At 67.5% G+C, this 22,954-nt stretch carries 26 protein-coding genes and 1 pseudogene; 17 read left to right on the forward strand and 10 right to left on the reverse strand.

What is annotated here, in order from left to right:
- Window positions 1-370: 370 nt before the first annotated feature.
- Window positions 371-1,204, reverse strand: coding sequence for a metallophosphoesterase family protein (locus ACMV5O_RS12550; protein WP_416163772.1), 834 nt, complete (start codon window positions 1,202-1,204; stop codon window positions 371-373).
- Window positions 1,201-2,241: a diacylglycerol/lipid kinase family protein gene (locus ACMV5O_RS12555; protein WP_416163773.1), complete on the reverse strand. Its 1,041-nt coding sequence runs from the start codon at window positions 2,239-2,241 to the stop codon at window positions 1,201-1,203. The genes ACMV5O_RS12550 and ACMV5O_RS12555 overlap by 4 nt, the downstream gene beginning before the upstream one ends.
- Before the next feature lie 168 nt (window positions 2,242-2,409).
- Here ACMV5O_RS12555 and ACMV5O_RS12560 point away from each other — a divergent pair, with 168 nt between their 5' ends.
- The gene (locus tag ACMV5O_RS12560) at window positions 2,410-3,036 is read left to right on the forward strand and encodes an exopolysaccharide biosynthesis protein (protein ID WP_416163774.1); all 627 of its coding nucleotides are present in this window, start codon (window positions 2,410-2,412) and stop codon (window positions 3,034-3,036) included.
- Between the two features lie 43 nt (window positions 3,037-3,079).
- On the opposite strand, the gene ACMV5O_RS12565 is transcribed toward ACMV5O_RS12560, so the two are convergent.
- Entirely contained in the window at window positions 3,080-3,247 is a 168-nt protein-coding gene (locus ACMV5O_RS12565) for a hypothetical protein (protein WP_416163775.1), read from the reverse strand.
- 169 nt (window positions 3,248-3,416) lie between these two features.
- Between ACMV5O_RS12565 and ACMV5O_RS12570 the strand changes: the two genes are divergently transcribed.
- Window positions 3,417-3,728: a PepSY domain-containing protein gene (locus ACMV5O_RS12570; RefSeq protein ID WP_416163776.1), complete on the forward strand. Its 312-nt coding sequence runs from the start codon at window positions 3,417-3,419 to the stop codon at window positions 3,726-3,728.
- Window positions 3,729-4,178: 450 nt separating this feature from the next.
- On the opposite strand, the gene ACMV5O_RS12575 is transcribed toward ACMV5O_RS12570, so the two are convergent.
- Together ACMV5O_RS12575 and ACMV5O_RS12580 are read right to left on the reverse strand one after the other, a co-directional pair.
- Window positions 4,179-4,463, reverse strand: a complete 285-nt coding sequence (locus ACMV5O_RS12575; RefSeq protein WP_416163777.1) for a response regulator — start codon at window positions 4,461-4,463, stop codon at window positions 4,179-4,181.
- Between the two features lie 52 nt (window positions 4,464-4,515).
- Window positions 4,516-4,728: pseudogene (locus ACMV5O_RS12580) on the reverse strand (cation diffusion facilitator family transporter); the annotation flags it as partial.
- On the opposite strand from ACMV5O_RS12580, the gene ACMV5O_RS12585 reads away from it, so the two are divergent.
- Window positions 4,727-4,996 (forward strand): hypothetical protein, encoded by a 270-nt coding sequence (locus ACMV5O_RS12585; RefSeq protein ID WP_416163778.1) that lies wholly within the window; start codon window positions 4,727-4,729, stop codon window positions 4,994-4,996. The pseudogene ACMV5O_RS12580 and the gene ACMV5O_RS12585 overlap by 2 nt on opposite strands.
- Window positions 4,997-5,275: 279 nt before the next feature.
- Here ACMV5O_RS12585 and ACMV5O_RS12590 read toward each other — a convergent pair whose 3' ends face one another.
- A complete protein-coding gene (locus tag ACMV5O_RS12590) occupies window positions 5,276-6,286 on the reverse strand; it encodes an SGNH/GDSL hydrolase family protein (protein ID WP_416163779.1) in 1,011 nt (336 codons plus the stop codon).
- Window positions 6,287-6,740: 454 nt separating this feature from the next.
- Between ACMV5O_RS12590 and ACMV5O_RS12595 the strand changes: the two genes are divergently transcribed.
- On the forward strand, window positions 6,741-7,262 hold the full coding sequence (locus ACMV5O_RS12595; protein ID WP_416163780.1) for a DUF3617 domain-containing protein: 522 nt from the start codon (window positions 6,741-6,743) through the stop codon (window positions 7,260-7,262).
- A gap of 190 nt (window positions 7,263-7,452) precedes the next feature.
- Complete coding sequence (locus ACMV5O_RS12600) at window positions 7,453-7,722, forward strand: hypothetical protein (protein WP_416163781.1); 270 nt, start codon at window positions 7,453-7,455, stop codon at window positions 7,720-7,722.
- A gap of 21 nt (window positions 7,723-7,743) precedes the next feature.
- Here ACMV5O_RS12600 and ACMV5O_RS12605 read toward each other — a convergent pair whose 3' ends face one another.
- The gene (locus ACMV5O_RS12605) at window positions 7,744-8,214 is read right to left on the reverse strand and encodes a CreA family protein (protein WP_416163782.1); all 471 of its coding nucleotides are present in this window, start codon (window positions 8,212-8,214) and stop codon (window positions 7,744-7,746) included.
- A gap of 270 nt (window positions 8,215-8,484) precedes the next feature.
- Here ACMV5O_RS12605 and ACMV5O_RS12610 point away from each other — a divergent pair, with 270 nt between their 5' ends.
- Together ACMV5O_RS12610 and ACMV5O_RS12615 are read left to right on the forward strand one after the other, a co-directional pair.
- Complete coding sequence (locus ACMV5O_RS12610) at window positions 8,485-9,012, forward strand: cytochrome c oxidase subunit 3 family protein (protein WP_324538116.1); 528 nt, start codon at window positions 8,485-8,487, stop codon at window positions 9,010-9,012.
- A 13-nt stretch (window positions 9,013-9,025) separates the two neighbouring features.
- The gene (locus ACMV5O_RS12615; RefSeq protein ID WP_416163783.1) at window positions 9,026-9,319 is read left to right on the forward strand and encodes a cytochrome C oxidase subunit IV family protein; all 294 of its coding nucleotides are present in this window, start codon (window positions 9,026-9,028) and stop codon (window positions 9,317-9,319) included.
- A gap of 6 nt (window positions 9,320-9,325) precedes the next feature.
- On the opposite strand, the gene ACMV5O_RS12620 is transcribed toward ACMV5O_RS12615, so the two are convergent.
- Window positions 9,326-9,526 (reverse strand): SlyX family protein, encoded by a 201-nt coding sequence (locus ACMV5O_RS12620; protein WP_324538105.1) that lies wholly within the window; start codon window positions 9,524-9,526, stop codon window positions 9,326-9,328.
- A gap of 65 nt (window positions 9,527-9,591) precedes the next feature.
- Entirely contained in the window at window positions 9,592-10,671 is a 1,080-nt protein-coding gene (gene queG, locus ACMV5O_RS12625) for a tRNA epoxyqueuosine(34) reductase QueG (RefSeq protein WP_416163784.1), read from the reverse strand.
- Between the two features lie 39 nt (window positions 10,672-10,710).
- Here queG and tsaE point away from each other — a divergent pair, with 39 nt between their 5' ends.
- From tsaE to ispH, 7 genes are all read left to right on the forward strand, one after another.
- The gene (gene tsaE, locus ACMV5O_RS12630; RefSeq protein WP_416163785.1) at window positions 10,711-11,241 is read left to right on the forward strand and encodes a tRNA (adenosine(37)-N6)-threonylcarbamoyltransferase complex ATPase subunit type 1 TsaE; all 531 of its coding nucleotides are present in this window, start codon (window positions 10,711-10,713) and stop codon (window positions 11,239-11,241) included.
- Window positions 11,242-11,345: 104 nt separating this feature from the next.
- Window positions 11,346-12,578 (forward strand): N-acetylmuramoyl-L-alanine amidase, encoded by a 1,233-nt coding sequence (locus tag ACMV5O_RS12635; RefSeq protein ID WP_416163900.1) that lies wholly within the window; start codon window positions 11,346-11,348, stop codon window positions 12,576-12,578.
- Window positions 12,579-12,673: 95 nt separating this feature from the next.
- The gene (locus ACMV5O_RS12640; protein ID WP_416163786.1) at window positions 12,674-13,639 is read left to right on the forward strand and encodes a bifunctional riboflavin kinase/FAD synthetase; all 966 of its coding nucleotides are present in this window, start codon (window positions 12,674-12,676) and stop codon (window positions 13,637-13,639) included.
- Between the two features lie 63 nt (window positions 13,640-13,702).
- The gene (gene ileS / locus ACMV5O_RS12645; protein WP_416163787.1) at window positions 13,703-16,519 is read left to right on the forward strand and encodes an isoleucine--tRNA ligase; all 2,817 of its coding nucleotides are present in this window, start codon (window positions 13,703-13,705) and stop codon (window positions 16,517-16,519) included.
- A 73-nt stretch (window positions 16,520-16,592) separates the two neighbouring features.
- Window positions 16,593-17,057 carry a signal peptidase II gene (lspA, locus tag ACMV5O_RS12650; protein WP_416163901.1) on the forward strand — a complete coding sequence of 155 codons (465 nt, stop codon included), beginning with the start codon at window positions 16,593-16,595 and terminating at the stop codon, window positions 17,055-17,057.
- 20 nt (window positions 17,058-17,077) lie between these two features.
- A complete protein-coding gene (locus tag ACMV5O_RS12655; RefSeq protein ID WP_416163788.1) occupies window positions 17,078-17,506 on the forward strand; it encodes an FKBP-type peptidyl-prolyl cis-trans isomerase in 429 nt (142 codons plus the stop codon).
- Between the two features lie 41 nt (window positions 17,507-17,547).
- A complete protein-coding gene (gene ispH, locus ACMV5O_RS12660) occupies window positions 17,548-18,486 on the forward strand; it encodes a 4-hydroxy-3-methylbut-2-enyl diphosphate reductase (protein ID WP_416163789.1) in 939 nt (312 codons plus the stop codon).
- 88 nt (window positions 18,487-18,574) lie between these two features.
- Here ispH and ACMV5O_RS12665 read toward each other — a convergent pair whose 3' ends face one another.
- Window positions 18,575-19,672 (reverse strand): aromatic ring-hydroxylating oxygenase subunit alpha, encoded by a 1,098-nt coding sequence (locus ACMV5O_RS12665; protein ID WP_416163790.1) that lies wholly within the window; start codon window positions 19,670-19,672, stop codon window positions 18,575-18,577.
- 135 nt (window positions 19,673-19,807) lie between these two features.
- On the opposite strand from ACMV5O_RS12665, the gene ACMV5O_RS12670 reads away from it, so the two are divergent.
- Genes ACMV5O_RS12670 through dxs form a run of 3 tightly spaced genes read left to right on the forward strand, consistent with a single transcriptional unit; the run spans window position 19,808 to window position 22,895 of the window.
- Complete coding sequence (locus tag ACMV5O_RS12670) at window positions 19,808-20,065, forward strand: exodeoxyribonuclease VII small subunit (RefSeq protein ID WP_416163791.1); 258 nt, start codon at window positions 19,808-19,810, stop codon at window positions 20,063-20,065.
- Window positions 20,062-20,970: a polyprenyl synthetase family protein gene (locus ACMV5O_RS12675; RefSeq protein ID WP_416163792.1), complete on the forward strand. Its 909-nt coding sequence runs from the start codon at window positions 20,062-20,064 to the stop codon at window positions 20,968-20,970. Before ACMV5O_RS12670 ends, ACMV5O_RS12675 begins: the two co-directional genes overlap by 4 nt.
- Window positions 20,971-21,026: 56 nt before the next feature.
- Entirely contained in the window at window positions 21,027-22,895 is a 1,869-nt protein-coding gene (gene dxs / locus ACMV5O_RS12680) for a 1-deoxy-D-xylulose-5-phosphate synthase (RefSeq protein ID WP_416163793.1), read from the forward strand.
- The last annotated feature ends 59 nt before the right edge of the window (window positions 22,896-22,954 follow it).

Here is a 22,954-nt window from a genome sequence, read left to right on the forward strand (position 1 = left end):
CGATGACCAGTCCCAGATCGGTTACCCGCCGTTCGCGTTGGAGGAAATTTCTCAGCCGCTATGTCTCCTGATGGCCGATAGTGTGAGTTGATGAAAAGAGTAAGCGGTCATCCCGTTCGGATAACTGCGTGCCGACTTTGATGACCGCAGTGGCCCTCCCGCCAGGGTCCGATTGATACGCTCCCCGTCCAGCGCCATCTTGCTTATCTTGCGCCGGATCGCCGCTAGATGATCGGGCGGCAGCGCCATCAGGCCGTGCTTCAGCAGCGCCCATTCCGCCGCGCTCAGGCGCGGGACGTCGGCCATTCGCCGGCAGCAGGCAGTATGCCGGCCGCGGCTGGCAGCCGGTGGCGCTTGGGCAAGCTTGAGCTCAGGCACGCTCCGGCGTGAGCCGGGTGAAGGTGTTGAGGACGAAGGCCTGCGCATCGGGCGCGTAGTCCCAACGCTCGATGATGCAGTCCCCGCGCCCCGCGTCCTCGCCCGGCGAACCTGCGCTGCGCCAGCCGCTTCCCCCACCCCAGCGCACGATATTCACGGAATTGGGCCCCCCGGGTCGGGTGCGCGCGGACACGGCGGTGCCGGCCTGGACCACCCAGAGCCGGCGCGCCAGGCCGGCCGGCGCCAGCGTGTAGGGCAGGTGAATGTGTCCGCCCAGCACGAGGTCGGCCCCGGCTGCGGACCACGCCCGCAAGGCGGCATGGTGGCCGCGCAACAGGTGCCTGCGGTCCTCGGGCCGGCACACGGCCGCCGGCTGATGCACGACCACCACGCGCAGTTGCTGCGGTTGGGCCTCGCTCAGCGCGGCGGCCACGCGATCGATCTGCAGCGGGGACACCTCGCCGTGCTTGTGCCGCCAGGCGCGCGTGGTGTTGACGCCGACGACGAGCAGGTCCCGCGACGCATGCACCGGCTCGAGTTCGGTCCCGAAGGCGCTGACGTAGCGCGCGTAGGGCCGTGTCGCGCGCGCCCACAGATCGAAGAGCGCAATGTCGTGGTTGCCCGGCACGGCCAGAACCGGCGCGCCCAGGCGCTCGACGAAGGCCTTCGCGGCGCGGAACTGAGCAGGCCGCGCCCTTTGCGTGATGTCTCCCGAAAGCACCGCAAGCTCGGGCCGCTCACGGGCGGTCAGCGTGAGGAGGGCCTCGACCACCTGCGCGCGTTCGGTGCCGAAGTGAGTGTCGGAGAGATGCAGCAGGACGCTCATGGGACCGTCCGGGGCGCGGGGGTCGTGTCCGCGGCGTCATCGCGTCGGAGCAGGTACAGGGGCGTGTCGAGCACGCGGATGTCGATCGGCGTGCGCATGCGCGTGACCTCGCCGTCGCAGGCCACGACCACCTTGCGGTGTCCCGGCGCCAGCGTGGGCCTCACCACCATGTGCGTGAATTCGAAGCTCTCCACCCCGGCGGCCTCCCTGAGCCGGCCCATCGCCCCGTGCACCATCAGCCCCAGCAGCGCCAGCGTCCCGATCGGCCGCAGCACCAGCGCGGCGAGGCTGCCGTCGCCGGGCGTTCCCGGGACGGTGTCTTCCGGTTCAGCCCCGAACTGCTGCAGCTGGAGCGGGTTATTGCCCACGAACAGCGTCAGCGTCTGCACGTCGCGCACCGTGGCGCCCGTCTCGATGTGCAGGCGCAGCCGGCGCTGCGCGCGCAGCAGCGTTGCGACGGCCGCCACGAACGCCACCCAGCGGCTGCGGCCGAAGCGTGCCTTGAAGGCCTCGCGGTCCTGCAGCAGGTCCGGGTAGAGGCCGAGGCTGGCATTGACCAGAAAGACCCGCTCGTTGATCGAAGCCACCTGTATCGGCGTGGGACGCGCATCCAGCAGTTGGCGTGCGGCGGCGAGCGGCTCGGTGGGGATGCCGTGCGCGCGCGCGAAGTAGTTGAAGGTGCCGTAGGGGATGACGCCCATGGCGCAACCGGCCGCGTGCGCCGCGCGCGCCACCGTGCTCAGGCTGCCGTCGCCGCCGACCGCCACCACCGCCGTGCTGCGCGCCAGCGCCGCCGTCGCGGCCTCGGTGGCCACGCGTGGCAGCTCTTCGGGCTGGCAGACGAGCAACTCGCCCTTGCGCCCACACGCGGCGAGGGCCGATTCGATCACCGCACGCTTGGCCTCGATATCATGGGCGCCCGCAGCGGCGTTGATCACGAACAGCAGCGGCGACGCAGCATCGAGCCGAGGGACAGGGATCGAGGCGGACGGCGCGAAGGCCTCTCCGGGGGGCCGGGGCTGCAGGTCTTCAGGCACGCCGCACCCGCGTGGAACTGTGAAACTTCATCGGGAGTCCGAATGAGCAAGACGGCAACAAGTCTAGCGCTTGCCGATCGACCTGGGCTTCGGTGCAGGATCGGCAAGCGCGCTATTGGGATGATCGTGAGAGACGAGAACAGCCAGCCATCTTCCGGGGCAGAATCCATGAACGACAAACGCCGGACGACCGTCGAACGGATCGCCGGGGCACAGCTCGCATCGATGAACGGCACGATGGGCGATGCCCTCGGCCAGAGCAACCGCCAGCGCGTGGTCTGGCTGGGCCTGCTGGCGATGCCGCTGCTGTTTCCGGTTGCACTCCCCGGCATGGCCTCGGCGGTCGGCGCCCTCAGCCTGCTGATCGCCTTCGGCGTGTTGGTCGGTCAGCCGGTGCCCTTGCCGGGCTGGCTTGCCCGGCGCGAGATGAACGGTCGCGCCCGGGCCTTGCTGGAACGCATGCTCGGCCGCGTTGTGAATGTGATCGCCTTGTGGGGGCGACCGCGCCTGCTGCCCCTGAGCGACCGGCCGGCCCGCGTCCTCAACGGGATGATGCTGTCGGCCGCCGGGCTGTCGATGATGGTTCCGGTACCGATCATCAGCTTCGACAACGTGCTGCCGGCCCTGGCCATCGTGCTGATGTCCTGGGGGCTGCGTCTGCGCGACGGCCTGATGTTGCTCGGCGGCTACCTGGTCACGCTGGCCGCGGCGGCCTCGGTGATGCTGCTGTGGTGGGGCGGAGCTTCTGCCGCAGCCGACTTGATGTCGATGATCGGGCTGGCGCCCGCGCAGTGAGCGTGTTCGGGCCGGGCGCAGGCGGTCGCCAAGGCGCTCGGCTTCAGGGCGCGATGTCGCGTTCGAACCACTCCGTCAGCGCCCTCGCCTCACCCAGCGCGCCGAGCGCCTGGTCGACCGCATCGTGGTTGCCCCACACCACCTCGCCCAGTTCGCCACCTTCGACGCGCGCCTCGATGTCGCCGCAGTAGAGGCCGAGCCCGCGCTGCACGTAAAAGCCATACGTCCTGCACGCGACCGGGCGCCGGGCATGGACCCGGCAGGCGCCCGCCGCATGAACACCACATGAACACCCCCTTCAGCACGCATTCAGGCCCGGTGGCGCAGCATGGCATCACGGTCGAAGCAAGGCCGCCAACCAGACTGAAGGAGAAGCCATCATGCGTGCCACCACCCTTATCGCGACCCTCGCCCTGACCGGCGGCATCATCGGTGCCGGAGCCATGTTCGTGCCCGCGTTCGCGCAGAACGCCGCCGCCACGGCCACCACGACCACCCAGGCCAACTGGATGACGATGGAGCAGGTGCAGACCAAGCTGGAATCCGCCGGCTACCGCGACTTCGAGAAGATCGAGCACGACAGCGACAAGTACGAGGTCAAGGCGATTGATGCACAGGGGCGCCGCGTCGAGCTCGATGTCGATCCGGTGACCGGCGACATCCTCAAGACCGAAGTCAAGCGCAGCAAGTAATCAGCGGAGCCGGGGGGCGCGTGGCGTGCCTCCCGGCCGTCCAGCCTGGCAAGAGGAGCGTGCGTCATGGATCCGCGTCCCACCGAATTCTTCCTCGACCTGCCCGTCGCGCAGGAGACATTTCAATCTCCGCCTCGTTTCAGTGTTCAGGACGGCATGGCCGCCCACTTCCACCTGACGACGCAAGGGCAGCCTCACTATGAACATCCACTTTGCCGCCCGAATGCTTACGGTCAGCGCCCTCTCCATCCTCGGCGCCGTGTCGCCATCAGACCTTGCTGAAGCATCAAGGCCATGAAGGTGGCGACCCCCAGGCGAAGCGACGCACCGATCATGATGGATCAGCGCAATGTGTTCGAAGCAATCAAGGCGAGGAGCGCGTTGCGCGGCGGCAGCCAGCGGCGCGGCGCCTCGAGCTCCTGCAGGGCGAAGGGCTTGACCAGGTAGTCGTCACCACCGGCCTCGAAGCCGAGCAGCTTGTCCGCCAGGGCGTCGCGCGGTCAGTGTCAGGATCGGCGTCGCACACCCCTCGGTGCGCAGCCGGCGTGCGAGCGCGAGGCCGTCGCCGTCGGGCAGGTTGCGGTCGAGGACGAGGGCATCGACCCCGGTGCGCGCGAGCAGCGCCGAGGCCGCTGCGATCGAGTCGGCGTAATCGCACTGGTGACCGCGCGCCTCGAGGTAGTCGTCGATGTTCTCGGCGATGGTGCGGTCGTCCTCGATGATCAGCAGGTGCATCGGGGCGCGTTGGACTTGGTTGGACTTGGTTGGGCGTGGGTGATGATCAGGTCCGCTCGGCCGCGGTGAGGAGGATGATCAGCGCGGCGATGAAGATCAGCCCGCCTTCGAAGGCGGCAGAGAAATACACGGCCTTGCCGTGACCGTACTGGTGCTCGTCGTCGGCGGGCTGGCGGGCATAGGACACCATCCACAAGGCGAAGCCGTCGCCGGCCAGATTGACCACCGATTCGAGCGCGTCGGACAGATAGCCGATCGAGCCGGTGGAGATCTTCTTTCGCGGACAGGGCGGTCTGGCGGAGTCGGTCGGCGAGTGGGCCTTCTACGCAGCCGTGGTGCTGATCGTGCTGGCACTCGCCAAGCGCTTTCCCTACCGGCTGTTCTTCCTGATCAAGGGCATCGGCGACTACACCGCCTGCCTGCCCGAACTGCTCCGGGTCGGCGATCTCGACATCACGCCCTCCATCGCCCGCATGAAGGCGCTGGCGGTGGCGTCCGACTCACGGTTCAAGCAAGACCGCCCAGCAGACTGAAGGAGGAGCCACCATGCGTGCCATGCCGCTTGGCGCAACACGGGGCATGGGTGCCGAAATCCTCAAGACCGAAGTCAGGCGCAGCAAGTAAGCCGCGCTGCCTAAGGGGCGTGGAGTGCCTCGTGGCCGTGCCCCTGACACGCGGGCATCGTGCGAACCGCTACGGGGCGACGAAGCGCCCGGCTCAATGGGTCGCACACGCTGCCCGTCACCTAGCCCAAGAGGGTACGGGTCGCCACGCAACAGACCCATGATCGAAGCCCGCGCGGTGCCTTGCGCTCAACATCGTTGAGTCGGCGTCGCCTGCAAGCCTGGGCGCCACCGCCTACCAAGCAGGACGAGTCCAAGGCCGACGAGCAGCAGCACCGAAGGTTCGGGCACGCCCAAGGCCTCAAGCGCCAAGCTGCCGGCGAGCTCATGCAACGTTGCCGTGGGGTGGAGCTCATCCACGAACAGTGACGTATCACAGCTCGGGGCATTCGGCGCGAAGCATGGGAGCACGGCATTGACGAGGCCGAAGCGGCCGCCACCGGCCAATGCATCGGCATGCACGGCGCGCAGCAAGCCGAAGAAATCAAGCTCGACGACACTTGGCGCGAACACTGAATTGCGCAGCGTCTCGAGGCTGTCGGCGAGAATTGCGTTGAAGTAGGTACTCACCTGGGTGGAGGCCGCGGCCGCGCCTCCGAGAGCCGCCTCGGGGGTAAGGCCGAGATCGGGAACGTTGGGGATTAGAAGATTGCGCGCGCCGGCAGCAATCAGCGCATTCAGCGAGAAGCTGAGGTTCCCAAGGGCAGCGTCGGCGATCCCGTTGCGAAACGCGATGTCATCGGCTCCCATGCCGGCGTTCGCGCCCACGGCTTCGCGCAAGTCGTTAGCGCCAATGCCGAGGACATAGAGCGCGTCGGGGTCGGCAGCGCCGCCGCTGATGAGCGGCCACTGGCCGAAGACTTGGGTGAGCAGTCCGGTTCCCGCTCCGCCAGCCCCGTCGGCGCCCGAGTACGCACCGGCCCAGGCGAAATTGTTGCCACCCTTCAACCATGCGTCGGAGGCGGCCGGCAACCCGAGGCCGCTTGCGAGGTACTCCACCCACAGTGGGCCGTCCGAGAATCGTCCGTCTTGGTAGGGCGAGGGGGGAAAAGTCCCACCACTTGCCGTATAGCCGTTGCCCGTGTCGGACAGGCTATCGCCGAAGAAGAACACATTGGAAAACGCAGCCTCGCCCGACACCGCGGTCATCGACAGCAGGAGAGCGGCGAGATGCGACTTGATGCGGCGGATCGAGAACATGCTTTTTCTCCTGGGTCGTCATGCAAAGAGCGCTCAGTCAAAAAGAAACCGCTGATCAATTTCTGTCTTGAGGAAGCACGCCCAAGCCGGCCGTTCGCTCCACCCCGGCGATCGATTCTTGCGCGTCTTACGCTGCGTTTCGAGATCTCACCGCCCCCGAGCGAGGCGTGTGCGTCATCATCCTATGACCTGGGAATTCTAGCGACTTTGAATGAATCGGAGCCCCTCGAGTGCGTTCGCCTGGATTGCTCGGCGTGCCCGGCAGCTTCGAGGCTCCACCGGACGCTTGAGCGCGTTTCGTCTGGGTCGGGCCTTGCACTCAAGCACACATATTTGCTCACCATCGAGACACTTGCTCGGACCGCGTCTCGCGCTTCGGCCTGAGATAATTCCCCTGAGTTTGAAACCACGCTGCCGAGCGCTCGTTCCCCCCGACACCCACAGGACGCCCCTCATGCCCCTCCGCCAACTGACCGCCGTCGTACTGGCCCTCGCCAGCCTCCCGCTTTCCGCCCATGCCGTGGAAAACATCCGCCCCGGCCTGTGGGAGTTCCGCTCCACCCACCTGAGCGTGGGCGGCCTGCCCGACCTGTCGGCACAGATGGCGCAGTTGCAGCAGCAGCTCAAGAACCTGCCCGCCGATACCCGCCGCATGATCGAGCAGCAGATGGCGCAGCGCGGCGTGAGCCTCGGCCAGGACGGCACCGTGCGCACCTGCATCACGCCCGAGCAGGCACGCCAGGACGCGATCTACGCGGGCAAGGTCGAGGGCAACTGCACGCTGACCGAGGTGGTGAAGAGCGGCAACACCGTGAGCGGGGCGATGCGCTGCACCGGGCCGGAGGCGACTGGCAGCTTCCGCGCGCGGATCGACAGTCCGGAGTACTTCACGACGCGGGTGACGATGCGCTCCACCCGTGGTGATCTCGATGTCGAGACGGAGGGCCGCTGGCTGGCGGCGCAATGCGCCGGCTGACGCAGGCCGCGGGTGTGCGTCCGGTCACGGCACGATGATGATCGCCCGCCCGGGCGGTAGGAATTGAGCCGGAGCGTGACAACGATCACTCCCCTGCTTCGCTCAGTGCGGGAAAGTGGGTCAGGCTCGCAGCAAGCGGGCCGTTGAAGGCTTTGCAGGCCCACCCCCGGGCACCCCGACAGAGGTCATCATGAGCACCCAGTCCCTCTCCGTCATCGAGGGCAAACGCAGCGAGAACAGCCCTCACCCCTGCCACGGCGGCGTCGAGCTTGCCGTCAATCGTGCGATCCGCGCCGGCTACCGCGTCGGCCGGCGCGTCTGGATCGGCCATGTCGCCGGTTACGTGGTCGGATACAACATCGGCAGTTTCGGCCGCTTCAGCGGCGCAAGCTACCCGCTGCTGGTGCGGACCGAATTCGGCGTCACCAAGTGCAGCCTGAACGAGGTGGCTGCGGCCTGAGCAACTCCGCCGGCCCCGTGCTCAGCGGACCGGGATCGGCAAGGCGCGCGCCACTGGCACGGCGGTGACGTTGTTCTGCGGGCTGCCGTCGATGAGCTTGTCGCTATAGACGAGATAGACGAGCGTGTTGCGCGAGCCATCCACCATGCGCACGATGCGGATCTTCTTGAACAGGATCGAGGCGCTCTGGGAGAACACCTCCTCCTGCTTTCGCAGCGGCTCGGCAAACGCGATCTCGCCGACCTGGCGGCAGGCCACCGAAGCGTCGGCGGTATCCTCGGCGAGGCCCAGCGTGCCCTTGACCCCACCGGTGCGCGCCCGCGACACGTAGCAGGACACCCCCTTCACCTTCGGGTCGTCGAACACCTCGACGACGACCTGGTGGTTGCGGCCGATGAGCTTGAAGGCGGTATCGACACTGCCCACGGTCTCGGCCTGCGCCAGCGAGGGCAGCAGCAAGCCCAGCAGGGCAAGGGATAGTGCGGTTTTCACGACTGGTACCTCCACGTGGATAGGACAGGGAGTATCGCACCCGCATCGAATCGGCGCCGCACCCGCGCGCACGATTTACCCTGGATCAAGGCGCGGGGCTGCGCACCGGCGTATTCCTTTCATCCAGCGCCTGTCGATGTCGACGATCGGCTCCAACACACCACCGGCCCCCGTGCAGTGACCGCCTCCCTTGCCTTTCCTGAGCGCACCAACGCGCCCGCCCCCACTCCCGCGCAGGCTCATGCTGGCCGCATTCCCGGCAGCAAGGCGATGTGGGTGGGCATCTTTTGCGAGCTCACCGAGTTCGCCCTGCTGTTCGCGGTGTACTTCGTCGCCCGCGCCCATCACCCCGAGGCTTTCCGCGCCGGTCCCGGCCAACTGTCGCTCGCCGCCGGCACCGGCTACACCTTGATGTTGCTGACCAGCGGCTGGTGCGTGGCACGCGCCCTGCATTCGATGCGGGCGGCACGCAAGGCTGCCTGCCTGCGCTGGCTGCTGGCCGGCTTCGTGTTCGGCCTGGGCTACCCGCTGATCAAGGTGCTCGAGCTGCGCTGGAACTTCGCCCACGGGCTGGACGGCAGCGGGGGCGTCTTCATCATCACCTACTACTACCTGAGCTTCACCCACCTGGTGCACGTGTTCTGGGGGCTGCTCGGCATGCTGTGGGTGATGGCGCGCACCGCCGGCGGCGCCTACACCGTCGCCGAGCACGCCGGGCTGGAGGCCTTCGCCTGCTACTGGCACGCGACCGACATCCTGTGGCTGATGATCTTTCCGCTGTTCTACGTGCTGCGATGAGCGGGCGGGCGACATGAGCGGGACACGCAAACTCGATCTGGTCTGGCTGCTGCTGGTGCTGCTCAGCGTGGCCGGCGCCGGTCTCGGCGGCCGGGCCGAAGCCGGCTTCGGCGTGACCGTGGTGGTGGCCCTGGTGATGGGCATCAAGGTGCGCCTGGTGTGCGACCACTTCCTGGAGCTGGGCAGCGCGCATCGGCGCATCCGGCTAGCGGTGTACGGCTTCGGCTACGGCATGCCGCTGCTGGTGATCCTGACCAGTGCCTTCGGCGACACCCTGGCGCGGCTCACCGGGGCGCTGATCGCCTGAACCCGCTTACCAGTGCGGCGGGACCTCGTCCTCGGGACGCAGCGGATTACCGGGCTGGATGGTCTTCACCTGCTGGGCGAGCTGACGCACATGTTCGCGTAGCAGCTCGAGCTCCTGCTGCTGGCGCCACACCGTGCGGTTGAGTTCGTCGAGCAGATCCTCGGCGGCCATCAGCTTGGTCTCGAGCTTTTCGATGCGGTCTTCCATGCGGTCTTCCACGGGGTATTCGATGGGGTCTTCCCTGCGGGGCTTCCGGCGGAGGGCGGCCGATTCTAGCCGGTTGCCGCCGCCGCATGGCGCGCGAGCGCCCAGGCCACATGCTCGCGCACCAGCGCGCTGTCGTCCTGCGCGCGCGCGCGCAGCGCCGCCAGCACCTCGGGCGTCCCCGGCGCATTGCCCAGCGCGACGGCGATATTGCGCAGCCAGCGCTCGTGGCCGATGCGGTGGATCGCGCTGCCCGCGGTGCGCTCGGCAAAGTCGGCCGCTGACCAGGCGAAGAGCTCGACCAGGGTGGCGCTGTCGAGCCGATTGCGCGGCGCGAAATCCGGCTCGTGCGTGAGCTGGGCGAAGCGGTTCCAGGGGCACACGAGCTGGCAGTCGTCGCAGCCGTAGATGCGGTTGCCGAGCAGCGGTCGCAGGTCGGCAGGAATCGCGCCCTGCAGTTCGATGGTCAGATAGGAGATGCAGCGCCGTGCATCGACGCGGTAGGGGGCGACGATGGCGCCGGTGGGGCAGGCCTCGATGCAGGCGGTACAGCGCCCGCAGTGCGGCTCGACGCCGGCATCGAGTGGCAGCGGCAGGTCGGTGAAGATTTCGCCGAGGAAGAACCACGAGCCCCCCGCACGATCGAGCAACAGGCTGTGCTTGCCGCGCCAGCCCAGCCCGTTGCGGCTGGCGTGCTCCACTTCCAGCACCGGGGCGGAATCGGTGAACACCCGGTACTGGTGCGGCGCCACCGCCGCGATGCGCTCGGCGAACTTCTGCAGGCGGGCACGCAGCACCTTGTGATAGTCCCGCCCCAGCGCATAGCGCGACACATAGGCGCGCTGCGGATCGGCGAGCGCGGCGTCGGCGGGAGCTGCGTCGGGCCAGTAGTCCATGCGTGCGCTGATCACGCGCAGCGTGCCCGGTACCAGTTCGGCGGCGCGCGCACGCTTCATGCCATGGCGCGCCATATAATCCATCTCGCCATGGAAACTGGCCTCGAGCCAGGCCGCCAGACCGGGCTCGGCGTCGGTGAGGTCCACACCGCCGACGCCGACCGCCCCGAAGCCCAGTTCGAGCCCCCACTGTCTGATTTGCGCAACAAGCTTCGCGCCGTCGAATGGCGACGACGCCGGCGCGCTGATCATCCCGTTCCCCTGTCCAGCCGCCATCCCCGCGAGGTTCCCATGATCGAGTTGATTCAAGCCGCCGATGATAACGGCGCCCGTGTGGGCGCGCACTTGCCGGGCGAAATCGACACCGAGGCGCTGGGTGCCGCGCTGGCCCGCGCGCTGCATCCAGGGCTCAGGATCTGGCTGCAGGGCAACCTCGGAATGGGCAAGACCACCCTCACCCGCGGCCTGCTGCGGGCCCTCGGTCACGCCGGAAAGGTGAAGAGTCCGACATACACCTTGATTGAACCTTACGTAGTTTCTAGATTAGACTTATATCACTTTGATTTTTATCGCTTCAATTCGCCCGAAGAATATCTGGACGCGGGGCTGGACGAGTACTTTGCGGGACCGGGGGTGTGCATCGTGGAGTGGCCCGACAAGGCGGCCCCCTACCTTCCCGCTCCCGACCTCGAGATCCGGCTGCGAACCGAGGCCGACGGGCGCTTTGCGGAGATTTGCGGACACACGGATGCGGGGCGGAAATGCGTGATCGAACTGGGAAAGACATTGCAGGGCGCGGACCCGGCGCCCAGGACGGCTTGATCGAACACGACGCTGCGGGACAGGGCCTCGAACTCGCCCCGGCGCGCGCGCGCAGCCTCAATCGGCGCGAGCTGCTCAAGTTCGCCGGCGCGACGCTTGCGCTGATGGTCAGCCCGGTCGGCCACGCCGCCCCGGCCAGCCTGCTCGCCGTGCGCGTGTGGCCCTCGCCGGAATACACCCGCATCACCCTCGAAGGCGCTGCGGCCCTGCGTTTCAGCCACATGCTGGTGCAGGACCCGGACCGCCTGGTGGTGGACCTCGAGGGCGTGCGACTCGACAGCGTGCTGCAGTCGCTGCCGTCCAAGGTCATGGAGTCCGACCCCTACATCCGCCTGATCCGTGCCGGGCAGAACCGCCCCGGCGTCGTGCGCGTCGTCATCGAACTCAAGAACCAGGTCAATCCGCAGGTGTTCACGCTGGCGCCGGTCGGCGACTACGGCCACCGCCTGGTGCTCGACCTGCATCCGACCGAGGAACACGACCCGCTGATGGCGCTGATCCTGAAGGATTCGCCGATGGATGCGGCGATGGGCGAGGACGGCAAGGATGCCACCGCGGTCGCACGCGCGCAGCCACGCGAACCGGCCCGCCGCGGCGGACGCAACGAAGCGGCCGTCAATCGCCTATACACCGTCGTCCTCGACCCCGGCCATGGCGGCGAGGACCCGGGCGCGATCGGCCGTGGCGGCAGTCACGAGAAGAACGTCACCTTGTCGATCGCGCGCCGGCTCAAGCGCAAGATCGACGCCGAACCCGGCATGCGCGCGGTGCTGACGCGTGACGGCGACTACTTCGTGCCGCTGCACCAGCGCGTGGCACGCGCACGTCGTGTGCGCGCCGATCTCTTCGTGTCGATCCACGCCGATGCCTTCGTGCGGCCCGAAGCCAACGGCAGCTCGGTGTACGTGCTGTCCGAGCGTGGCGCCTCGAGCTCGGCCGCACGCTGGCTGGCGCAGAAGGAAAACGACGCCGACCTTGTGGGCGGCGTCAATCTCGCTCGCCAGGACGGCCACATTGCCCGCACCCTGCTCGACCTGTCGCAGACCGCCACCATCAACGACAGCTTCAAGCTCGGCCGCGCCATGCTCGGCGAGCTCGGCACGGTCAACCGGCTGCACAAGCCGGAGGTCGAACAGGCCGGCTTCGCCGTGCTGCGTGCGCCCGACATCCCCTCGGTGCTGGTCGAAACCGCCTTCATCAGCAACCCGCAGGAAGAGCGCCGCCTCAACGACGAGGCCTACCAGGACAAGATGGCCAACGCCTTGATGCGCGGCATCAAGCGCTACTTCCAGGAGCACGCGCCGAGCACGCCGACGCGCGTCGCCCAACTCGATTGAGCCGGCGGCGACCCGTCGCCGACCGCCTGGCTCCCCAGCCGCAAAGCCCGCAGACGCGGGCTTTGTCGCTATAATTGCGGCTTTTTCAGGCGCTTATGCAGGTTCACCGCGGGATTCCCGAGCAGGCCGACACGGCCTCGGTGCTCACCATCGGCAACTTCGACGGTGTGCATCGCGGCCACCAGGCCCTGCTCACGCTGCTGACCGGAAAGGCCCGCGAGCTCGGCCTGCCGGCGGTGGTGCTCACCTTCGAGCCGCATCCGCGCGAGTACTTCAGCCCGGCCGACGCGCCTGCCCGCCTGGCCTCGCTGCGCGAGAAGCTGTTGCTGCTGCAGGCAGCCGGGGTTGATCGCACCTACGTCTGCCGCTTCAATGCCCGCCTGGCGGCGCAATCGGCCGAGAGCTTCATCGACGACACCCTGGTGCGCGGACTGGGCGTGCGCCACCTCTTCATTGGCGACGACTTCTGCTTCGGCGCCCGCCGCCGCGGCAACTTCGCCATGCTGCAGGAAGCAGGCCGCCGCCACGGCTTCGGGGTCGAGGCCATGCCGACGCTGGGCGTGGACGGCGAGCGCGTGTCGAGCTCCGCGGTGCGTGCGGCCCTCCTCGAGGATGATCTTGGTCACGCTGCGCGCCTGCTCGGGCGACCCTACAGCATCGCCGGCCGTGTCAGCCACGGGGACAAGCTGGGGCGCCAATTGGGCTTTCCCACCGCCAACATCCAGATGAAGCACCGCCGTCCGGCGCTCACCGGCGTGTATGCGGTGAGCGTCGAAGGGCTGGCGCAAGAGCGCATCGCCGGCGTGGCCAACATCGGCCTGCGGCCCACGGCAACGGCCAACGGCCGTGCCAGGCTCGAAGTGCACCTGTTCGACTGGACCGCGGAGTGCTACGGCGCCCACATTCGCGTGCATTTCCTGCACAAACTGCGCGACGAACAGAAGTTCCCCTCGCTCGAAGCGCTACGTGCCCAGATCGCGCGCGACGCCGAGACGGCCCGCGCCTGGTTCGCCTCGCACCCGGCTCACCCGACCGAGCCGTCGCAACCGGATCACTCCTGACCGCCCCCGAGCACTGCAGGGCACTCGAAGAACCGAACCGACCCCAAAGACATCGAATCCGCCATGGCCGACTACCGCAAGACGCTCAACCTGCCCGACACCCCCTTCCCGATGCGCGGCGACCTGCCCAAGCGCGAGCCGAACTGGATCGCCGACTGGCAGCAGAAGAAGCTCTACCAGCGCATCCGCAAGGCCAGCGCCGGCCGGCCCAAGTTCGTGCTCCACGACGGCCCGCCCTACGCCAACGGCAGCCTGCACATCGGCCACGCGCTGAACAAGATCCTCAAGGACATCATCGTGCGCTCGAAGACGCTCGCCGGCTTCGACGCGCCCTACGTGCCGGGCTGGGACTGCCACGGCCTGCCGATCGAGCACAAGGTCGAGGTCACCCACGGCAAGAACCTGCCCGCCGACCGCGTGCGCGAGCTCTGTCGCGCCTACGCCGCCGAGCAGATCGAGATCCAGAAGGCCGACTTCATCCGTCTCGGCGTGCTCGGCGACTGGGACAACCCGTACCGCACGATGGACTTCGCCAACGAGGCCAACGAGATCCGCGCCCTGGCCGAGATGACGAAGAACGGCTACGTGTTCAAGGGCCTGAAGCCGGTTAACTGGTGCTTCGACTGCGGCTCGGCACTGGCCGAGGCCGAGGTCGAGTACGCCGACAAGCCCTCGCCGACCATCGATGTCGCCTTCCCGGTCTCGGGTGAGCATGCCGGGAGGCTTGCCGCCGCCTTCGGCCTGGCGAGGCTCGACAAGCCCGCCGCCGCGGTGATCTGGACCACCACGCCGTGGACCATCCCGGCCAACCAGGCGCTCAATGCCCATCCTGAATTCGACTACGCGCTCGTCGACACGGGCGAGCGCCTGCTGGTGCTGGCCAAGGAACTGGTCGAATCCGCCCTGCAGCGCTTCCAGCTCGAGGGCCGCATCGTCGCCACCGCGAAGGGCGCGGCCCTCGAGCGCATCGAGTTCCGCCACCCCTTCTACGACCGCGTGTCGCCGGTGTATCTGGCCGACTACGTGGGCATCGACGCCGGCACCGGTATCGTGCACTCGTCACCCGCACATGGCGTGGACGACTTCAACTCGTGGCGCGCCTACGGCCGCAGCAACGAGGAGATCCTGTCGCTGGTGATGGCCGGCGGCGAGTACGTGTCCGACCTGCCCTTCTTCGGCGGCATGAACATCTGGAAGGCCAACCCGGCCATCGTCGACAAGCTCGCCGAAGTCGGCGCCCTGCTGTCGCACGGCAAGATCACCCACAGCTACATGCACTGCTGGCGCCACAAGACGCCGCTGGTGTATCGCGCCACCGCGCAGTGGTTCGTCGGCATGGACAAGACCGCCGCCGACGGCTCGACCCTGCGCGAGCGCGCGCTGCGCGCGGTGGAAGCCACCAAGTTCTACCCCGGCTGGGGCCAGGCGCGCCTGCACGCGATGATCGCCAACCGCCCCGACTGGTGCATCTCGCGCCAGCGCAACTGGGGCGTGCCGATCCCCTTCTTCCTGCACAAGGAAACGGGCGAGCTGCATCCGCGCACCGTCGAGCTGATGGAAGAAGTCGCGTTGCGCGTGGAGCAGGAAGGCATCGAGGCCTGGTTCAAGCTCGACGCTTCCGAGCTGCTCGGCGCCGAGGCCGCCCATTTTGAGAAGATCAGCGACACGCTCGACGTCTGGTTCGACTCCGGCACCACGCACAAGCACGTGCTGCGCGGCTCGCACAACGACGGCCACGCGGAAGGCCCGCGCGCCGACATGTACCTGGAAGGCTCGGACCAGCACCGCGGCTGGTTCCATTCCTCGCTGCTCACCGGCTGCGCGATCGACGGCCACGCGCCCTACCGCAGCCTGCTCACTCACGGTTTCGCGGTGGACGGCCAGGGCCGCAAGATGAGCAAGTCGCTCGGCAACGTGGTCGTGCCGCAGGAAGTCACCGGCAAGCTCGGCGCCGAGATCCTGCGTCTGTGGGTGGCGTCCACCGATTATTCGGGCGAGCTGTCGATCTCCAAGGAGATCCTCGACCGCGTCGTCGAGGTCTATCGCCGCGTGCGCAACACCCTGCGCTTCCTGCTCGCAAACACCGCCGACTTCGACATCGACAAGGATGCGGTGCCGCTCGAGCAGTGGATGGACCTCGACCGCTATGCGCTGGCCTTCACCCGCCAGCTCGCGCAGCAGGCCGAGGCCGACTACGCGAAGATGGAGTTCCACCGCATCGTGCAGGCACTGCAGGTGTTCTGTGCCGAAGACCTCGGTGCCTTCTACCTCGACATCCTGAAGGATCGCCTGTACACCGCCGCCGCCGGCAGCCTCCCACGGCGTGCCGCGCAGACCGCGCTGTGGCACATCACCCAGACGCTGGTGAAGCTGATGGCGCCGATCCTGTCCTTCACTGCCGAGGAGGCCTGGGCCGTGCTCAACCCGCCCAAGGCCGGCGAGGAGCCCGACAGCGTGATGCTGCACACCTTCCACGCCCTGCCGGCACAGGAAGGCGAAGCCGGCCTGATCGCGCGCTGGGAGACGATCCGCGCGGTGCGCGCCGAGGGACTCAAGGTCATCGAGGCGCTGCGCACCGAAGGCAAGGTCGGCGCCTCGCTGCAGGCCGAGCTCGCGCTCGCGCTGAGCTCGGACAAGTTCACCGCGATGGCGAGCCTGGGCGAGGACCTGCGCTTCGTCACCATGACCTCGGCCGCGACCCTCAGCGAGGCCGCGAGTGCGGACGAAGAGCGCATCGTCGCCACCCCGAGCGCGACGCAGAAGTGCGAGCGTTGCTGGCACTACGTCGACTCGGTCGGCAGCCATGCCGAGCATCCGACCTTGTGCGGACGTTGTGTGAGCAACCTGTTCGGCGAAGGCGAAACCCGCGCCCATGCCTGACGCGACCGCAACGATGACGACGCCCCACCCGACGCCCCAACCAACACCCCACTCGCGCAGCGCGCTGGCCCTGATGCTGCCCTGGCTGATCCTGGCGGTGGTGGTCGGCGTGCTCGACCAGGTGACCAAGCAGCTCGTGCTGGCGAACCTGCATCACGGCCAGGTGATCCCGGTCACGAGCTTCTTCGACCTGGTGCTGGTCTTCAACCCCGGCGCGGCGTTCAGCTTCCTCGCCGACCATGGCGGCTGGCAGCGCTGGTTCTTCACCGTGCTGGCGGTGGTGATCAGTGGCTGGCTGCTGGTGCTGATGTACCAGCACCGCCACGAGAAGCTGCTGCCCGCCGCCTTTGCGCTGATCATCGGCGGCGCCATCGGCAACGTCTACGACCGCCTCGCGCATGGCGCGGTGGTGGACTTCCTGCATTTCCACTACGCCGGCTGGAGCTGGCCGGCGTTCAACCTGGCCGACTCGGCCATCACCGTCGGCGTCGTGCTGATGCTGTGGGGCCAGTTCCGCGGCCACCCTGCCCAGCCCTGACGCCACGCCGGAGCCCCATCGTGAGCCAGACCATCGAAGCCAACAGCCTCGTCACCCTGCACTACCGCATCTCGCTGCCCAACGGCCAGCCCCTCATCAGCACCTTCAACGCCACGCCCGCCACGCTGCAACTCGGCGCCGGCGAGATGCTGCCGGCGATGGAGACGCTGCTCGTCGGCCTCGCGCCAGGCACCCGGCACGTGTTCGAGCTGGAGCCGGAGAATGCCTTCGGCCCGCACCGTGCCGAGCTCATCGAACGCGTCAAGCGCGAACACATGCCGGACGAGGAGATCGAAGCCATGAGCATCATGGAATTCACCGCCCCGGACGGTTCACGCTACTCCGGCCTGGTGCGCGAGATCGACGAACAATCGGCGCTGGTGGACTTCAACCACCCGCTCGCGGGCAAGCACATCCGCTTCGAGGTCGAGGTCATCGGCATCCTCTGATGCCCTCGAGCGCCCCCAACCTGATACCCGAAAGTGAAACGATGAACGACAAGGAAATCCTGCTGGCCAACCCGCGCGGCTTCTGCGCCGGCGTGGAACGCGCGATCGAGATCGTGGAGCGTGCGCTGGCGCGCTTCGGCGCGCCGATCTACGTGCGCCACGAGGTCGTGCACAACAAGTTCGTGGTCGACGACCTGCGCAACAAGGGCGCCATCTTCGTCGAGGAACTCGATGAAGTGCCGACCGGCAATACCGTCATCTTCTCGGCCCATGGCGTCTCCCTCGCCGTCCGCGACGAGGCGGAGAAGCGTGGCCTGCGTGTGTTCGATGCCACCTGCCCGCTGGTGACGAAGGTGCACATCGAGGTCGGCCGCATGCGCGAGCAGGGCCGCGAGATCATCATGATCGGCCACAGGGGCCACCCCGAGGTCGAAGGCACGATGGGCCAGGTGAAGACCGGCATCCATCTGGTGGAAACGCCCGAGGATGTCGCCGCGCTGAAGGTGGCCGATCCCGAGCTGCTCGCCTACGTGACCCAGACCACGCTGTCGGTCGATGACGCCGCGACCATCGTCGATGCCTTGCGCGCACGCTTCCCCAGCATCGTCGGCCCGAAGAAGGACGACATCTGCTATGCCACGCAGAACCGCCAGGATGCCGTGAAGCTGATGATCCCGCACGCGGACGTGGTGTTCGTGGTGGGCTCGAAGAACAGCTCCAACTCCAACCGCCTACGCGAAGTTGCAGCGCTGCGCGGCGTGCCGGCCTATCTGGTCGACAACGCGGCCGGGATCGATCCGGCCTGGATCGAAGGCAAGCGCCGCATCGGCGTCACGGCCGGCGCGTCGGCGCCCGAGGTGCTGGTCGAAGAGGTGATTGCGCGCCTGAAGGCACTGAGCGGAAGTCCGGTGCGCAACCTGGACGGGGTGCCGGAGAAGGTGACCTTCCCGCTGCCGCGGGAATTGCAGGACGCACGCTGAGCCTGCACGGGCACAGTAAGAGCAAACCCCGGCCAGGCCCTTCGCCTGCCGGGGTTTTTTCTTGACGGCGCCGCCGCGATGCGCGGGCTCAGCGCCCGATGTGCGGCTCCATGATCCGCCGATAGAACTCGTGGAAGTGCTGCATGCCGTCCTCGTAGGGCGACTGGTAGGGGCCGGCTTCGTTACGCCCCTCCCTGAGCAGTGCCAGCCGCCCGCGATCCATGCGCTCGGCGATGTCGTCGTCCTCGATCGCCGTTTCCATGTAGGCGGCCTGCTCGGCCTCGACAAACTCACGCTCGAACTCGACGATGTCCTCGGGGTAGTAGAACTCCACCACGTTGGTCGTCTTGTTGATGTCGGTCGGGATCAGGGTGCTCACCACCAGCACGTGCGGATACCACTCGACCATGATGTTGGGGTAGTAGGTGAGCCAGATCGCGCCGTGCTCGGGCCTTTTCTCGCCGTAGTAGTCGAGCACCGCCTTGTGCCACTTGGCGTAGGTGGCCGAGCCCGGCTTGGCAAGCGAGGTGATGCCCACCTTCTGCACCGAATACCAGTCGCCGAACTGCCACGACAGGTCGTCACAGGTCACGAAGTTGCCCAGGCCAGGGTGGAAGGGGACGACGTGGTAGTCCTCGAGATAGACCTCGATGAAGGTCTTCCAGTTGTAATTGCACTCGTGGATCTGCACCCGGTCGAGCTTGTAGCCGGAGAAATCGAGCTCGCGCCCGACCTCCATCCCGGCAAGGTCGGCATTGGCCGAGCGCGGCCCCTTGAACAGCAGGCCCTGCCAGTTCTCGAGCGCATCGCGCCTGAGCCCCAGACAGGGCTTCTGGGCAAAGTGTGGCGCGCCGATCAGCTCACCTTGCTGGTTGTAGGTCCAGCGGTGAACCGGGCACACCACGTGCTCGGTGGTGCCGCTACCCTGCAGCATGATGGCCTGGCGGTGGCGGCAGACGTTGGACATCTGATGCACGCCGGCGTCGGTACGGAACAGCAGCTTGGCGTGGTCCAGCCATTCGAGGGAACGGTAATTGCCGACTTCAGGCACCATCAGCTCATGGCCGACGTACCCCGGACCGGCATCGAAGAGGAGTTTCTTCTCCAGCTCGAAGACCTTTTCATCGAAGTACCACGACACCGGCAGTTGCGAAACTGCCTGAGCCAGATCGGTATTGAAAGCCATGTCGGACACGCCCGAACCCCCCTTGTGCGACCAGAAAGCCGGAAAAATAAACGAGTTAGTTTAAGTCAGCCCCCGTTTGACCGCCAGACGTGCGATCGGTTATTTTTCCGCCTTTGCCGCGCCAGATATTCATCCATGCCAAAGTCGGCGACCTCCCCCAAATCCTTCGAAGCCGCCATTACCGAGCTCGAGGCCATCGTCCAGGAGATGGAATCGGGCAATCTCCCGCTGGAAGATTCGCTCGCCCGCTATCAGCGCGGCGTAAGCCTGCTGCGCTACTGTCAGGGCACGCTCAGCGACGCGGAGCAGCGCGTGCGGATTCTCGAAGGTGACACGTTGGTCGATTTCGCAGCGGAAGGGTTCCGCGGCGACACAAAAGAGGCAGGCGAATGAACGAGCCCCACTCCCATCTCTCTTTCCAGGACTGGATGGGCCAGGTGCAGCAACGCACCGAGGCTGCCCTCGCCGAGGTCCTGCCCGAAGCTTCGATTGCACCGACGCGCCTGCACGAGGCGATGCGCTACGCCGTGCTCGGCGGTGGCAAGCGCGTGCGGCCGCTGCTCGCCCATGCCGCCGGCGAACTTGCCGCGGCACGCCCCGAGCACCTGGACCGTGTGTCGTGCGCGGTCGAGCTGATCCACGCCTACTCCCTCGTCCATGACGACATGCCCTGCATGGACGACGACGTGCTGCGCCGGGGCAAGCCCACCGTGCATGTCGAGTACGACGAAGCGACCGCGCTCCTCGCCGGCGATGCGCTGCAGACGCTCGCCTTCCAGGCGCTTGCCGACAGCTCGCTCGGCCTCGCCCCCGCGACCCAGCTCGACATGCTGTCGCAGCTGGCAATCGCATCGGGCTCGCGCGGCATGGCTGGCGGCCAGGCCATTGATCTCGCCTCGGTCGGCCTCCAGCTGAGCCGGGCCGAGCTCGAGTTCATGCATGTGCACAAGACCGGCGCGCTGATCCGCGCGGCGGTGCTGCTCGGCGCGCGCGCCGGGGCCGGCCTGTCGGCCGACGATCTCGATCGGCTCGACCACTACGCCAAGGTGATCGGCCTGCTGTTTCAGGTCGTCGATGACATTCTCGACGCCGAGGCCGATACCGCCACCCTGGGCAAGACCGCTGGCAAGGACGCCGACAACGACAAGCCCACCTATGTCAGCCTGCTCGGCCTGACCGACGCGCGCCGCCTGGCCGAGGACATGCTCGCCGACGCCTTGCAGACCCTCGCCCCCTTCGGCGCGCGTGCGACCCGCCTGGCCCAGCTCGCGGACTACATCGTGCATCGCGCCTTCTGAGTCCGCGACACCCTGCCGACGACGCCCCACGACAACAAGCAAGGAACGCCGGACCCATGGCCCCCTACCCCAACCTCGAACGCATCGGCTCGCCCGCCGAGCTGAGGGCGCTCGACCGCCGCGAACTCGGCACCCTGGCCGATGAACTGCGCGCCTTCCTGATCGAGTCGGTGTCGAAGACCGGCGGCCACCTGTCGTCGAACCTGGGCACCGTCGAACTGACCATCGCCCTGCACCACGTCTTCAATACCCCCTATGACCGCATCGTGTGGGACGTCGGCCACCAGACCTACGGCCACAAGGTACTCACCGGCCGTCGCCTAGCCATGCACGGGCTGCGCCACTGGGGCGGCATCTCGGGCTTCCCGCGCCGCTGCGAGAGCGAATACGACACCTTCGGCACCGCGCACTCGTCGACCTCGATCTCGGCCGCCCTCGGCATGGCGGTGGCGGCGCGCGCACGCAAGGAAGACCGCCATGCGATCGCGGTGATTGGCGATGGTGCGATGAGCGCAGGCATGGCCTTCGAGGCGCTCAACAACGCCGGCGACATGGAAGACCTCAACCTGCTGGTCATCCTCAACGACAACGAGATGTCGATCTCGCCACCGGTCGGCGCACTCACCAAGATCCTTGCCCGCATGCTGTCTGGCTCGACCTACAACACCGCACGCCGCATGGGCGAGAAGGTGCTCGGCATCGCCCCGCCGGTCGCAGAGCTCGCGCGCAAGGTCGAGGAGTACGCGAAGGGCATGATCAGCCCGGGCACGCTGTTCGAGGAGTTCGGCTTCCACTACTACGGCCCGATCGACGGCCACGACCTCGACGCGCTGATCCCGACGCTGCAGAACCTGAAGAAGCTCACCGGCCCGCAGTTCCTGCACGTGATCACCCGCAAGGGCCAGGGCTACAAGCTGGCCGAGGCCGACCCGATCCTGTACCACGGCGTGTCGAAGTTCGACCACACGGCAGGCATCCAGACCGGCAAGGGCGGTGGCAAGCTCACCTACACCCAGGTGTTCGGCGACTGGCTGTGCGACATCGCCAAGGCCGATCCGCGCATCGTCGGCATCACCCCGGCCATGCGCGAGGGCTCGGGCCTGGTTCGCTTCGCCCACGAGTACCCCGAGCGCTACTTCGACGTCGGCATTGCCGAGCAACACGCGGTGACCTTCGCCGCCGGCCTCGCCTGTGAAGGCTTCGTGCCGGTGGTGGCGATCTACTCGACCTTCCTGCAGCGGGCCTACGACCAGCTGATTCACGACGTCGCGCTGCAGAACCTGCCGGTGGTGTTCGCCATCGACCGCGGCGGCCTGGTGGGCGCCGACGGCGCCACCCACCACGGCGCCTTCGACCTCTCCTACCTCAGCTGCATCCCCAACATGGTGGTGATGGCACCGGCAGACGAGGACGAGTGCCGTCAGATGCTGTACACCGCCACCCGTCATCCGGGGCCGACGGCAGTGCGTTATCCGCGTGGCAGCGGCAAGGGCGTGGCGCCGGTGGCCGAAATGCGCGCGCTGCCGATCGGCAAGGGTGCGCTGCTGCGCCAGGGCAAGCGCGTCGCGCTGCTGGCCTTCGGCAGCCTGGTCGAGGTCGCCTGCAAGGTGGCCGACACGCTCGACGCCAGCGTCGCCAACATGCGCTTCGTGAAGCCGCTCGATGAGACGCTCATCGCGCAGCTTGCCGCCGACCACGACTTGCTCGTCACCCTCGAGGAGAACGCCGTCATCGGTGGCGCCGGCAGCGAAGTCGCGCGTGTGGTCGACGGGCTGCGAACCCGCCCGCGCGTGCTGCGCCTCGGCCTGCCCGACCGCTTCATCGATCACGGCGACCAGGCGCAGCTGCTCGCCTCGGTCGGCCTCGACCACGACGGCATCCTCGCCCGCATCCGCCAGGCGCAGGAGCTCGACACACAAGGTTGAGCGCGCGGCGCCGCGTGCACCGCCGAAAGTTGAGCAATTTTGTCGGGAAAGCTAAGATT

The organism is Thauera sp. WH-1 (assembly GCF_047806685.1).
Lineage (GTDB): Bacteria > Pseudomonadota > Gammaproteobacteria > Burkholderiales > Rhodocyclaceae > Thauera.